This is a genomic window from Posidoniimonas corsicana, from assembly GCF_007859765.1.
Classification (GTDB): domain Bacteria; phylum Planctomycetota; class Planctomycetia; order Pirellulales; family Lacipirellulaceae; genus Posidoniimonas; species Posidoniimonas corsicana.
This window is the reverse complement of sequence record NZ_SIHJ01000003.1, coordinates 76,981-90,293: the sequence shown is the minus strand read 5'-3', so window position 1 is coordinate 90,293 and position 13,313 is coordinate 76,981. Positions and strand designations below refer to the sequence as shown.

Here is a 13,313-nt window from a genome sequence, read left to right as displayed (position 1 = left end):
TGTAGCACGGCGGTCCCCGCCGTGAGAACGACCGGTGCGGCGCCCAGCAAACAGGCCGGCCGGTGGCTGCGTCACCGCGGCGGTACCGGTAGAATCGACGCGCGACGCCGTACGCCAGCAGCGGATGGACAAAGCCCTGCAGCAGCTCGAGACCATCTCCCCAGAGGACCACGCCAAGGTCAAGGGGCTCGCGAACATCGTCCGGCCGCTCCGCAGCGTGCTCCACAAGACGCCCGACGACTACGGCATGACCGGGTGGCACGACCTCTACATCGCTTCGGATGACGGCACGCCCCTGGAAGCGTGGTACATCCCCGCCAAGGGGGTGAGAGCGACAAGTTGATCGTCTTCAATCACGCGCTGCCCATGTGCCGGGCGGGGTTCCCGGGGCACCTTGGCGAGCCCTGGAGCGGCTTCGACGCGGTGGAGATCGACTTCGTCATCCAGTACAAGCACCTGACCGACGCCGGGTACAACGTGCTGACCTACGACATCCGCAACCACGGGAACAGCGGCGCCGCGAACGGCGGGCTGAGCGGCATCGGGTGTTGGGAGTGGCGTGATTGCGTGGGCGTGAAGAAGTACGTCGACAGCCACCCGCAGCTGTCCAAGATGCGGGTCGGACTCTACAGCCAGTGCATGGGAGGCAACTCGCAGTACCACGCGATCCACCGCTACCCGGAGCTGTTCGAGAACGTCGCCTGCATGTGCAGCCCGATGGTAGTCTCGATGTCGGCGATCTACGACGCCTTCTCCGAGCTCCAGGGCATCCGGTAGTACCAGGAACTCATCGACCTGGAGCTGCTGAATATGGGCGGCTTCGTCGCGGCCGAGATGACGCCGCACCACTGGGCGGCTAGCGTGAAGATGCCGGTGCTGATGGTCCAGGTGCTGGAAGACGCCTGGACCCGGAACCCGGAAGACGCGCAGCGGACGTTCGATCTGCTCGGCAGCGAGGAGAAGGAGCTGTTCTGGATCGAGAACACGCCGCACCGGTTCAAGGACGGCTACAACCACTTCGGGCGGCACCCCGAGAAGGTGCTGTCGTTCTTCGAGAAATACATGAAGTGAAGCAGCTGTGGGCCGTCTCTAGCGACACCCGCCCCTAGGCTGGCTAGGCCCCATTTCTTCCCGTCTGACTCAGTACTTCAAGTCGCCAAGAATGCAGCTCTCGTTCTTGAGCATCGCTCGTTTGAGGGTTGGATAGATCCGGCTGCCGGTGATCACCACCGCGAGTTCTAAGAACGCGCCCTCGCCGTAGTGGGCACGGAGCCGGTCGACGCACGCCGGGTCAAGCTCTCCGGCGCCGGTCACGGCTCGGGCGTGGTTACGGATATCCTGAAGCGGCTGGGGCAGCTTCTCTGGGCTCTGAATCAAGGTATCGAGCAGCTCGTGTTCGACGCCCGCCTCGATCGCCATCCGGAGGTTGAGCTGCGTGCAGGGACCGCAATCCTCGACCTGCATGGTGGCTATCCGCGCGACGTAGTGAGCATCGAGCGGCAGGTCCTTACGGTACGACGACATCTCCTGAGCCGGTTCGATAGCCCGGTAGGCGCCGGGTGCTTTGGCGAGCAGCGCCTCCAAATACTCCGTGTCGTACCCATAGGCCGCGGAAAACAGCTTGAGTTCGGACAGCTTGGCCGCATCGCCAATCGATACCTTCGGCGCCTGAGCCTGGAGCAGGAACTTCGGCGACAGACAAAGCACAACGGCTAGCGTCGCTAGGGAAAAAACGCGGTGGGGAGTGCGCATCGATCTACCTCGTTCTAGTTGTGTCATCGCCAAGTCCTTGCCCATTCCGGGCGCCAGCCGCCCGATGGCAAGTCTCATCGCTAGAGCGTTCTCTCTCGCCGAACGGGGACGGATGGGCTCAGTCTAGCACCAACTGTCCTTTGGGAATGACCCACGCTAGTGGCAGGAGGTTCAATGCGCCAGCCGCACCGGCTTCATCGACCGGTGCGGTTTCGCGGGTTCTCTACGCCGGTTGCCACTGGCTCGGCCAGTGCAGTTTAGGGAACGCGCATCGACACTTGAAGCACTGGCATAGCCAGTGGCACCCGGCGCATTGAAAATCGACGGTCCCTGTTCAGATTCGGTGGGCCATAGTACCGGGGGCCGGTGTCTCACGCTGGTGCAGATTCGCGACCAAGGGCGACGCCACCTGTGCACGCGAACGGATGGACCGAATTAGCGTCGATGTCTCGCAGCTGATGAATTCCGTGACCTTATTAGCCCGCTGGTTCGATTGATGACCGATACCATTCAACTACGTTCGGGGCATTGCACTGTCTGATGAACCAGAGCCGTTCCTCGTCGCTCATGTCGCCGAAATCGACGTAGAGCAAAGGTCGGACTTCATCCTTTAACTGTCTGTGCCGAACTTGATTCAATGCGACAACAAGGGTGTCGTAAAGCGTGTCAATATGCGTCGAGAAAGCGGGGTCTTCGACATCCAGCGCATCGACGTAGGCGACCATAGAGTGAAGCCGCTCGTTGACTGACTCGAAAACCTCCTGTAAGTCCCCACAATATGGGGTATCTGCTACGGACCATCGGAGATCGCGTTCCAGCTGATCAAGCGGTTCATCGTACCCGTGCTTGGTCTTGTATTCAGAAGCAACCTGCTTGAGGCCCTGTTCGGTCAATACCGAGACTGCGATCGTCGACACGAGGGAAGTCGCGTATACCACGTAAGCATAGATGTCGTCTGTGGGGTGCTCAGCGACCCACTGACAGTAGTGAGCTGCCAGAGCGGCGGCGACTTCATCGCTCAGATGATCATAGGAGGGTGGTGCGGCCATTCGAATGTCGATCGACTTCGCGTTGCACTTCACGAACTGCCAACAAGCCTTCTCAGGGCACCGGCGACTCAACTTGGCTTCACCTGGTTCGACGCATTCTAACAGAGTTCGGTGAGTACAAAGGTGTGACCCCTCTTAGGAGGTCACTGGCTCTCGGAAAACCAGCACCGGCTTCATCGACCGACGCGGTTTCGCCCCTTCTCGACGCCACTCGATCCGCTCCGTGGAGCGCCCTCGCTTACGCGTCGGGTTGCGGTTGGCGTGGCGGTAGCGCGGACGATCGAGGGCCGTGTGGGCTAGGCGGCTTGGCGGCTCTCGGCGGCGCGGCGCCACAGGCCGGACAGTTCGTCCCACAGCGACTTGGCGACCGTCAGCCGGTACGGCGAGTCGGCCGGGAGCTCGGCCATCAGACGCCGGTGCGCGGCGCCCATCGCGTGGTACGGCATGGACGGGAAGATGTGGTGCAGCGCGTGGTAGCGGAGCCCCACCGGCGCCCACAGCCACGGCAGCGAGCGAGGATTGTCGTACGTGACGCTGTCGACCATCTGCTCGACGAAGGTCATCTCGTCGTGCTGGTCGTTGTGCCAGCGGTGGGCGCCGAGCGTCCGCACCGCGTTGACCGTCACCACGAACACGCCGGTCAGGTACGCCTGCAGCAGCACCCACGGGCTCACCACGCCGTCGTGGAAGGCGCCGCGGTACAGCAGCACGGCGGCCGCCACAATGTACAGGAAGGTGAGCGCTTCTTGCCGGCGGATCAGCCGCAGCGCCTTGGCGGTCGGGTACGGGCGCAGGTACGTGGGGTCGATCACCATGCTCGACGCGTGGGTCATCACCCACCGGCGGAGCGGCGTGTTGAACCAGGTCAGCGGCGTCAGCACGCCGAACCGGACCACCGCCAGGACCGGGATGATCAGGCTCTGCGCCAGGTAGCCCACGATGTGCCAGGGCGAGCGGTGCGACAGCGGCAGGTACTCGCCGTCGTGCTGGGTGCCGTAGTGCCGCCGCCGGTGGTGGTCGACGTGCGTCAGGTACACGAACGACGGGATCAGGAACGGGATCCCACACATCAGGTTCCACGCCTTGCGGAACGCGACGAACTGGCCCTCCGGGATGTGCGTCAGCTCGTGGATGAACAGCCCGCAGCGGTAGATCAGCATGCTGGACAGGAAGAAGCACGCGACCCGCGCCGGCCAGCCGAGCGTCACGGCGGCCTCGCCCCAGCCGATCGTCGGCTGGCAGACCAGCTGGTACGCGAGCATCCCGACCGCCCAGCTCGCCAGCAGGTCGGTCCAGTAGATCCACGGCTTCGGCTGGAACCGCTGGCCGACTATCGTCCGCGCCTGGGCCAGCGAGAACCCCGGGCCGGCGGCTGGGCGCTGTGGCTGCGGCTCGGCTTGGGGCTCGCGTTCGGGGGTCGGGCGGCCGGTTCGCGGCGGCACGACCACCGCGCCCTCGGTCGGCCACGCGGCCGTGCCTGTCTGGGGGAGCTGCATGTTGGTCTGACCGTTCGGGTTCTGGCGGAGTGCGGTTCGACGCTTCATTGGAATCGTCCTAAACTGCCTAGAGCCCTTAGCCTGTTCCCTTCAGAGTACGCACCGGGGGGCGCCGGATTCAACGCCTGGGAGGCTAGAGACGATGCGGGCGGCTGGCTAAACTGCGCAATCGCCTTGTCGGGCCCGACGCGAATCGTCGGCGCTCCGCGAGCCCCGTTTCAGGTCGGGCGGCCAGATCCCGATGACCTGAGTAGGCGGGCTCCGCGCTCTGGGCGTGAGGAGTTTCTCGGCGTCCAGAGCCGTTCTTTCGACTGCCGGCACGGGGTGATTGGTCCTTGCAAAACGTTGTCATCACAGGGTTTGGAGTCGCGTGCCCCATTGGCGTGGGGCGCGAAGAGGTCTGGTCGGCGATCGACCAGCGCCGATCCGGCGTGCGCGTCCACGAGCGGATGGCCGCCACCGACTGGCCCGCGCCGTTCGGCGGGATCATCTGTGAAGAGGACTTTGACCCCAAGCAGTGGGTCAAGCCGCGCAAGAGCCTCAAGGTGATGGCCCGCGAAATCCAGCTCGCCTTCGCCGCCGGGGAACAGGCCTGGGACCACGCCGGGTTGGAGGACACCCCGGTCGACCCCGAGCGGATGGGCGTGGTGTTCGGCGCCGGGCTGATGTACTGCCCGCCGGAGGAGCTGGAGCCGTCGTATCAGGCGTGCCTGAAGGAGAACGGCGAGTTCGACTACGAGCAGTGGGGCCCGGCCGGCATGCGCGAGCTGTTCCCGCTGTGGATGCTCAAGTACCTGCCCAACATGTCGGCCTGCCACACCGGCATCCGCCGCGACGCCCGCGGCCCCACCAACACCATCGCGCACGGCGACGCCTCGAGCCTGATGGCCCTGGCCGAGGCCGATTCGATGATCGCCCGCGGCGCGACCGACCTGATGTTCATCGGCGCCAGCAGCAGCCGGCTCAACCAGCTCGACCCGCTGTGGCGCGAGGGCGCCGCGGCCTGGTCCGCAGGCGTCGAACCGGCCGAGGCCTGCCGCCCGTTCGACAAGGGCCGGACCGGCGCCGTGTGTGGCGAGGGCGCCGCGGTGGTGGTGCTGGAGAACGAGGACCACGCCCGACGCCGCGGCGTGCGGCCGATCGCCCGCGTGGCTTCGGTCGCGGTTCGCAACGAGGCGGTGCTGCCCGGTCGCCCGCCGGCCGGCGCCGCCATCCGCAACGCGGTTGAGGCCGCCCTGCAGCAGGCCGGTATCACTCCCGAAGAGCTGGCGTTCGTCAGCGCCCACTCGGGCGGCTCGGTGGAGCAAGACCAGGTCGAGGCCCAGGCACTCCGCGCCACCGTGGGCGACGCGCCGGTTACGGCGCCCAAGTCGTTCATCGGCAACACCGGCGCGTCGGGCGGTTCGGTCGAGCTGGCGATGACGCTCGCCGCGCTGGAGCGCGGCGTAGTCCCGCCGACGCTCAACTTCCAGACGCCCGACCCCAACTGCCCGGTGAACGTCGCGGCCGAGCTGACGCCCACCGACAAGCGGGCCGTGCTGAAGCTCAACTACAACCTGATGGGCCAGGCCGTGGCGACCGTGCTGGTGGCCGGGTAGCGGACGCCAACGTCAATATTGTCGCTGGAGTCCCCAGAAAGGCGTCGGAGTCTTTCCGGCCAGATGCTTCGCAAGGCGTTGCTCGCTGCGGCTTCCATGCCCTGCCCATCGTGACTACTGTGAGCCTATCAGCGCGTCTGTTCGCCACCGCGGTCGCCAGACGTTACAGCCCGGATCGCACTTAAGTGTGTCACAACAACACCGCGTCCATCACTCACGATAGGCAGTTGAAGCAATGGCGTACTGGGTAATTGTTCGCGACAACGTGAATGGTGAGGAAACACTAGTGAGCCGTGCTGCGTCTGAGCAGGCGGCTCGGGAAGAAGCAGAAAGCAAAGGGCTTACTGTAAATGACATCGTCGCCATACCGTCCGATATCGAATCAACAGAGCTGGCAAAGTATCCGCAGTTAACGGTTTCGAGATTCGTAGCGTTTCAGGTTTTTTGCCTCACAGTTGGGCAGGTCGCATCCGTCCTCGCGTGCATCGGGTGCATTCCGCTAATAGCCAGCATGCTCAATGGCGCTGTCGGCACACCCTACTCGGTTGAAGCCCTGTTCATGGCGGTTGTTGCAGGGGCTCTTTTACTCTGCATGTGCGTTTCAATGCTGATCGTCTACTCGCATGTGAAGCGGCAGATCATCGACCAGACGGCCAGCAAGGAGCTGTGCTTTTCTCCTGTCGGAGGCGAACATGCGGCGCAGGATTGATCGCTGCCAGCGCTCATCAAGCTCTTCCGCTTCGCGTGTCAGCATCTCGCGGGGTCATGGGCAGAGGGGCAAGGCGGAGCCCATGTGGGGGCTGAAGTGTCCCTTGGGTTCAGACTTGCATAGCAGCCGCAGCCGCTAAATCACTTCGAGCGATGTGAAAGGTTTGGCTGAAGTCCAGACTCAGCCGGCCGCGGTCGCGTTGATTTCGGCCTTCAGCCAGCTGGGGTGAGCCACGAAGCCGGTCTAGGGTGGGGCCCTAGACTACGGTGAACATGGCCTTCGGCCAAAGTCTGGGCGCCCTACTCGCGTTCTTCCTGCAGCACCGCGAACGCCCGCGCGAGCAGCTTGTCGAGGTTCTGACCGGTGACCGAGGAGAACAGGATCACCTCCTTGCCGGTCTCTTCGGCCAGCAGGTCGCGGACCGCGGCGGCGTCGGGCAGCTCGGCCTTGCTGACCGCGATAATCTCCGGCCGGCCGGCGAGGTCGGTGTCGTACTGCTCGACCTCCTGGCGGATGGCGCGGTAGTTCTCGGTCGGGTCGGTGCCGTCGACCGGCGTCGGCTCGACCAGGTGGATCAGCACGCGGGTGCGTTCGACGTGGCGGAGGAACTCGTGACCCAGCCCCGCGCCGGCGGCGGCGCCCTCGATCAGGCCGGGGATGTCGGCCATCACGAACGAGCGGTCCAGGTCGACCTGCACGATGCCCAGGTTGGGCTTCTTGGTGGTGAACGGGTAGTCGGCGATCTCCGGCCGGGCGCGGCTGACGCGGCTCAGCAGCGTGCTCTTGCCGGCGTTCGGCTTGCCTAGCAGGCCGATGTCGGCGATCACCTTCAGCTCGAACGTCAGCAGGCGGTGCTCGCCCTCCTCGCCGCGGGTGAACTCGCGCGGCGCCTGGTTGGTGGAGCTCTTGAAGCGGCAGTTGCCCTTGCCCCCCTTGCCGCCGCGGGCGGCGACCACCGAGTCGCCCGCCTGGGATAGGTCCTTGAGCACCAGGTCGTGCTGCTCGTCGCGCACCACGGTGCCGGGCGGGACGGTGATGATCATGTCCTCGGCGTTGGCGCCGTGCCGGGTGCTGCCCTGGCCGTGCACGCCGGAGCGGGCCTTCCAGTGCTTCTTGTGCACTAGCGAGTTGAGGCTGTCGACGCCGTCCTGCGCCTGCACGATGATGCTGCCGCCGTTGCCGCCGTCGCCCCCATCGGGCCCGCCGCGGGGCACGTACTTCTCGCGGCGGAAGCTCATGCAGCCATCACCGCCGCGGCCGGCTTGGACTTCGATCTGGACGCGGTCGACAAACATTGGGGAAGGGGGATGGGGAGAGGTGGAAGTCAGGACGGTTCGATGTGGCGATAATGATATGCGGCTAAGGGTTCAACGCTCGTGCCAGTCCACATACACACCGATCACACCACAGCGGGGGCACGCCCCACCAACGTAGACCCACTTGGGCTCGGTGGTATCAGGATAAACACTCTTTCCGACGTAGATTTCCAGTAGTTCGAAATTGCAGCTACAAACGTTTCGGACAAGCGAAACGACGTAGTTTCTGCTGTTCTCTATATCGTGCTCAGTTCGACATCGTGGACATACGCAGTAGGCTCCTCCCTCATTGTCATCCGAGTAGAGTTGGAAGAGCGAGTCACCACATGGGCAGATCAGTTGTTCCCAACAATCGACGACTTCGCCGTTCCTGGTGGCGTAGTCGTTAAGCGGCTTGAGTATGTCTGCCATGCGACGAATCTAAAGAAGCAGCTGCAGGCTGGCAGCGCAAACAAAAAGGGACGACGCCCGCCGGGCGCGTCCCTTCGTGTGGTCTTTTACGGGCCGGGCCGCCTAGTTGGCCTCGGCCACGACGTTCACGCGGCGGCCCTTCTGGTCGAACATGACCGAGCCGTCGACCAGCGCGAACAGGGTGTAGTCCTTGCCCTGGCCGACGCCGCGGCCGGCGTGGAACTTGTTGCCGAGCTGGCGGACCAGGATGTTGCCGGCGATCACGCGCTCGCCGCCGTACTTCTTCACGCCGCGGCGCTGGGCGTTCGAGTCGCGGCCGTTGCGGCTAGAGCCCTGACCTTTTTTGTGAGCCATGGTGGTGGTTCCCGATCGAATCGCCCCGCTTCGGGCCGGGCGGTCGCCGGCCGGGGGCAGCTTGTCTGGTTGCGATAAACCGGCGAGGGTCCGCCTGGAGCCCTCGCACAGCTTCCGTGAGCCCCGCAGTTTAGCGGTAGATCCACTGGTAGACAAGCCCTTCGGTCACCCCCTCGCCGTACAGCTGGGCCTTGCCGGGGGCCGGTCCGGAGCGGACCTCGTTCTCGTGCTCCAGGAATCGGTCGCCGGGGCGGAAGAAGTTGAGCTGCAGCGTCTTGGAAACCAGCTTGCGGCCGGTCCCCGGCGGGTCGCCGGGCTGGAAGCCGCCGTCCGGGTCCTCCCACCGGTAGGCGTTGGTCAGCCCCTGCACGTACACGCTGAAGAAGTCCATGTCGGGGTCGACGTCTTCCCAGATCGCCACGCCCCAGATAGCGTCGTCGCCATCCTTGGTCGGCGGGATGGGGGTCTCGGCCATCTGGACGGTGCTCAGCAGCTTGCGGCCGGGCACCTCGCGGCGGCGGATCGACTCCATGGCGGCCGGAACCACCTTGTCTAGGTAGGCCCGGTACTGCCGGCGGCCCCCCTGCAGGTCGTGCCCCTGCAGCACAAAGTGGGGGACGAACCGCACCGTGCCGATCTCGGTCGGCTTGGCGGCCTCCTCGTTGATGGCGCCCTCGGCCGGCGCCAGCCCCTCGCCCGTGTTGCGGACCGAGTAAACCAGGTACCACAGCAGCTTCCGCTCCAGCCGGCCGTTGGCCTGCGGGATGTCCACCCAGATCAGCCGCAGCGGCTTGTACGAGAACTCCAGGCACCAGACGTCACGGGTGAAGCGGGCGTGGGCGGCCTGCTCGTACAGGGTCTGGCTGCTGGCCAGGTACTCCGGCTGCCAGGCCAGTTTACGGTCGGCCCGGATCTCCACTAGCGGGTGCACGCTGGCGGTCTCGCCCGGCAGGATCTCCGGGGGGACCGTGGTCAGCACGCCCGGCGCGAAGGTCCGCGGCGGTGTGTCGGCCGAAGACTGGGCGGTGGCGTCGACTGCGAACAGCAGTCCGCTCAGCACAGCCAGGCAGGCGGCGCGCTTCGGGAGGGCGTGGAGCTGGGCAACTGGCATAGCGGTTCGAACGGCAGAATGGGGGCCCACGCGGGCAGGTCCCAGTGGGGGGGCCCAGTGCGGGGGCGGGGGCGAGCGAATCCGTCCGAGTAAGTGCAAGCGCAGACTGGGCTTGCGGTTCCGTCCCTTGAGTATATTTGCCGCTCGCGGGGAGAGCAAACCTGGCGGCGGCGATTCGACCCCCTGACGCGGCCCAGAACGCCCGGTTGGGCGGCCGCCAGCGCCGCGGGGTGCGGCTGGCGCGGTCGGGACGGTTGCCGCGGCGGCGGGCGCCGTTGATTCGTCCCGCTTGAGGCAGAGTGCTAGAATTGACTCCTGTCGCCCACTGGGCCGCCCTGGCCGCGTCCGGAACCGCTATTCCCCGGGGAAACCGATGAAGAGGATCTCGCCCAGCGTGGCGCAGGCCGCCCTTGGCCTGCTGCTCCTGGCGGCGCTGGCCCCGCGGCCGGCGGCCGCGCAATCGGGAGGGATCCCGGGCCCAAGCTACTTCCTCGCGGTCGAGGCGATCTACGAGGGCGACTACTCCGACGCCGCCAAGGCGATGTTCCGCGAACAGCGGTCGGCCGTCCGCACGGTGACCAACCGCTGGGTCGACTCGGTCTGCTACTACGCGATGCGGGGCGAGGCGCTCTACCAGATGGGCCTCAACCAGGACGCCCTGGCCGACTTCACCCGGGCCGCTGAGCTGCTGCTGGCCAACTCCAACTGGATGCTGCGGGTCCGGTTCAACCAGGACCCGCGGGCGGACAACAATAGCCGCCGGATCGCGCCGTGGGGCCGCTCCGCGCGCAACCCGGTGTACTGCCGGCTGCCCGAGACCATGCTGTTCAGCTACGGGCGGCTCAACAACAACGACGTGGCCAACCGCGGCGGCACGGTGCAGATGCCGCAGTTCTGGAAGATCGACGTCGCGGAGGTGATGCGGTGCGCGGCGCTGTCGCTGCGCCGCCGCAACCAGCTGCTGGGCGCGCTGGGGCCGCACGACGCGTTGTCGCGCGACCTGGCCGACACCTTCGCGCGGGGCAACCTGGCGCCCCCCAACCACTGGTCCTCGGCCTGGGCCGATCTGGTGGTGGGGTACGCTCAGCTGGGCGTGCACAAGCCGCTGGAGGCCGCCCCGCACTTCGCCCGCGCCGAGCTGCTCTCCGGCCGGTTCGACCACGAGCTGACCGGCGCCGCGCTGCTGGGTCAGGCGATCCTGGCGCTCGGCTCCGAGGACGACAAGCACGTGCCCCGGCTGGCGGCCGAGGCCGCGCTGGCCGCCTACGCGTATGAGGACTGGGACGTGCTGTCCGACGCGATCGCGCTGCAGCACGTGCACCGCCAGGCGAGCGCCACCCCCGGCGTTGACCCCACGCTGCCGGCGGTGGCCGCGTGGGCGCAGCGCGACCGGCTGCCGCACGTCGCGTCGCTGGCCACGCTGATCCTGGCCGAGCAGCAGGCGATCGCCCGGAACACCGACGAGGCGACCAAGCTGGTGGCCGCCGCCCTGCCCCGCCGGTCGGACGTGGCCAACGGCCGGCTCGGCCCCTACGCCGACTACCTGGCGGCGATGGTCTCGCTGCAGGCGGGCAAGAAGAAGGAGGGCGACCAGTCGCTGGAGAAGTCGCTGCAGCGGTACGCCAAGCTATCGCTGTCGAACTTCCAGCTGGCGCTGGCGAACGAGCGCTTCGACTCGGGCGACCTCTCGCCGCGGGTGGCGGTGGACGTCTACAAGCAGATGCTGGCCGACCCGGCGCCGCTGCACTGGGCCTACGACCCGCTCGACGCGATGTGCCTGCTGCGGACCAACCACGAGGCCGCCTTCGACCGCTGGATCACCGCCACGCTGGCCCGCCGCGAGACGCTCGACGCGCTCTACGCGACCGACCTGGCCAAACGACGCCGCTACTACAACCACCAGCCCCTGGGCGGCCGGCTGCAGGCGCTGCGGACGCTGCTCGAGACGCCCGGCGACCGGCTCGGCAAGGCGCAGCGGCTGGACCGGCAGCTCATCGAGGGCCGCTCGCCCGGCTACCGGCCGCTGGCCGAGCAGGCCGCGGCCGAGCGCCGCGAGCTGGTCGGCGCCAAGACGCTGCTCGACGGCGACACCGAGCGGCGCGACCTGCGGCTCTTGAACCAGCTCTACAAACAGTCGGTCGCCCGTGAGGTGCTGCTGAGCGAGATCGCGCTGCACCGCCTGCCCTCCACGCTGACCTTCCCGCCCCGCCGCTCGGCGGAGGACCTCCGCCAGCACATGCAGCCCGGCGACGCGCTGCTGGTGTTCCACCAGATGGGCGACACGCTGCACGGCTTCGTGCTGGTGAAGGAGGGCGAGCACTACTGGCGGCTGCCCGACGTGAACGACGTCCGCGGCAAGGTCGCCGAGCTGCTCAACGCGATCGGCAACTACAGCAGCAGCAAGACCCTCAGCGGCGACGACGTCACGAGCGACGCCTGGCGGCAGGTCGCGACCCTGCTGGGCGACGCGCTGCTCTCCGACTCGCGCCTCGACCTCACGCAGACCAAGCGGCTGGTCATCGTGCCCGACGGGCCGCTGTGGCACCTGCCGTTCGCCGCGCTGGTGATCGGCGAGCCGACCAAGCGGCAGCTGATCGCCGACGCCGTGATGCCGCGCTACGCGCCCACCATGGGCCTGGCCTGGGGCGACAACTCGCCGCTGCGGCCCGTGCAGCACACGGCGATCGTGATGGGCGACGTCTCCGGCGACGACGAGGCCCGCGAGATGGCCCAGATGACCTGGGACGGCATCAGCGGCGTGGTGGCCGGCCCGACCCGCATCGACGCGCCCGCGCCCGGCCCCTCGGCGACCCTCTCCTGCGCGTTCGAGTCGGCCGTGGTGCTGGCCGACAGCGTGCTCGACGGCGAGGCGCCCTACGAATGGTCGCCGATGCCGATCGACCGCAACACCGGCGGCTCGCTGGCCGACTGGCAACGGCTGCCCTACGAGGGCCCGGAGCGCGTTGTGCTGGCCGGGCTCCGCACGGCCGCCGAGAACGGGCTGAAGGCCGCCGGCCGCCGCCGCAGCAAACGCGACACGCTGCCCGCCGGCCAAGAGGTGTTCCACGCCGCGTGCGGGCTGATGGCCAGCGGCGCGCGGACCATCCTGATGAGCCGCTGGCAGACCGGCGGCGCCAACCACCGGAAGCTGGTGCAGGAGTTCGTCACCGACTGGACGCAGTCCACCCCGGTCGAGGCCTGGCGCCGCAGCGTCACGCTGGCCCGCGAGGCGCTGCTCGACCCCTACCAGGAGCCGCGGCTCAAGCTCCGCGACGCCGGCGGCGAGCCGCCGTCCGCCAACCACCCGTTCTTCTGGTCCGGCTACCTGCTGCTGGACACCGGCTACGAGCCGCCCGAGGAGGCCGAAGCTCCGGGCGACCAGGTGCAACAGGCGGAAGAGAAGAAAGAGCCCGCGGCTCAGGCCGCCGCCGGTTAGACCGTGCGGGCTGCGGGGGCTGTGACGCGGATTTTGCGGCCGGCCGGCAGGCAGGCTAAGATCGGTCTACCGGACGCACGC

Annotated in this window: 12 protein-coding genes; 6 read left to right on the top strand and 6 right to left on the bottom strand. The window is 67.1% G+C overall.

Annotated features, from left to right (window positions below; all coding sequences use genetic code 11):
• Positions 1-124 precede the first annotated feature (124 nt).
• From KOR34_RS26865 to KOR34_RS26855, 3 genes are read left to right on the top strand one after another with little or no spacing between them, the layout of a single operon-like run.
• Positions 125-343 (top strand): hypothetical protein, encoded by a 219-nt coding sequence (locus tag KOR34_RS26865; protein WP_197531606.1) that lies wholly within the window; start codon positions 125-127, stop codon positions 341-343.
• Positions 340-777: an alpha/beta hydrolase family protein gene (locus tag KOR34_RS26860; RefSeq protein WP_197531605.1), complete on the top strand. Its 438-nt coding sequence runs from the start codon at positions 340-342 to the stop codon at positions 775-777. Before KOR34_RS26865 ends, KOR34_RS26860 begins: the two co-directional genes overlap by 4 nt.
• A gap of 33 nt (positions 778-810) precedes the next feature.
• Positions 811-1,071: a hypothetical protein gene (locus KOR34_RS26855; protein WP_197531604.1), complete on the top strand. Its 261-nt coding sequence runs from the start codon at positions 811-813 to the stop codon at positions 1,069-1,071.
• Between the two features lie 69 nt (positions 1,072-1,140).
• Here the strand turns inward: KOR34_RS26855 and KOR34_RS19750 are convergent, their stop codons facing one another.
• The 3 genes from KOR34_RS19750 to KOR34_RS19740 form a co-directional block, all read right to left on the bottom strand.
• The gene (locus KOR34_RS19750) at positions 1,141-1,752 is read right to left on the bottom strand and encodes a hypothetical protein (protein ID WP_146567448.1); all 612 of its coding nucleotides are present in this window, start codon (positions 1,750-1,752) and stop codon (positions 1,141-1,143) included.
• Between the two features lie 476 nt (positions 1,753-2,228).
• A complete protein-coding gene (locus KOR34_RS19745) occupies positions 2,229-2,801 on the bottom strand; it encodes a DUF4303 domain-containing protein (RefSeq protein WP_146567446.1) in 573 nt (190 codons plus the stop codon).
• Positions 2,802-3,097: 296 nt separating this feature from the next.
• Positions 3,098-4,345, bottom strand: coding sequence for a fatty acid desaturase family protein (locus KOR34_RS19740; RefSeq protein WP_228714712.1), 1,248 nt, complete (start codon positions 4,343-4,345; stop codon positions 3,098-3,100).
• A gap of 287 nt (positions 4,346-4,632) precedes the next feature.
• On the opposite strand from KOR34_RS19740, the gene KOR34_RS19735 reads away from it, so the two are divergent.
• Both KOR34_RS19735 and KOR34_RS19730 read left to right on the top strand, forming a co-directional pair.
• The gene (locus KOR34_RS19735) at positions 4,633-5,895 is read left to right on the top strand and encodes a beta-ketoacyl-[acyl-carrier-protein] synthase family protein (RefSeq protein ID WP_146567444.1); all 1,263 of its coding nucleotides are present in this window, start codon (positions 4,633-4,635) and stop codon (positions 5,893-5,895) included.
• Positions 5,896-6,130: 235 nt separating this feature from the next.
• Entirely contained in the window at positions 6,131-6,604 is a 474-nt protein-coding gene (locus KOR34_RS19730) for a hypothetical protein (protein ID WP_146567442.1), read from the top strand.
• 299 nt (positions 6,605-6,903) lie between these two features.
• Here KOR34_RS19730 and obgE read toward each other — a convergent pair whose 3' ends face one another.
• From obgE to KOR34_RS19715, 3 genes are all read right to left on the bottom strand, one after another.
• A complete protein-coding gene (gene obgE / locus KOR34_RS19725) occupies positions 6,904-7,899 on the bottom strand; it encodes a GTPase ObgE (RefSeq protein WP_146567440.1) in 996 nt (331 codons plus the stop codon).
• A 534-nt stretch (positions 7,900-8,433) separates the two neighbouring features.
• Positions 8,434-8,685: a 50S ribosomal protein L27 gene (rpmA, locus tag KOR34_RS19720; protein WP_146567438.1), complete on the bottom strand. Its 252-nt coding sequence runs from the start codon at positions 8,683-8,685 to the stop codon at positions 8,434-8,436.
• A 130-nt stretch (positions 8,686-8,815) separates the two neighbouring features.
• Positions 8,816-9,796 (bottom strand): hypothetical protein, encoded by a 981-nt coding sequence (locus KOR34_RS19715; protein WP_146567437.1) that lies wholly within the window; start codon positions 9,794-9,796, stop codon positions 8,816-8,818.
• A 373-nt stretch (positions 9,797-10,169) separates the two neighbouring features.
• Between KOR34_RS19715 and KOR34_RS19710 the strand changes: the two genes are divergently transcribed.
• Positions 10,170-13,232: a CHAT domain-containing protein gene (locus KOR34_RS19710; protein WP_146567435.1), complete on the top strand. Its 3,063-nt coding sequence runs from the start codon at positions 10,170-10,172 to the stop codon at positions 13,230-13,232.
• The last annotated feature ends 81 nt before the right edge of the window (positions 13,233-13,313 follow it).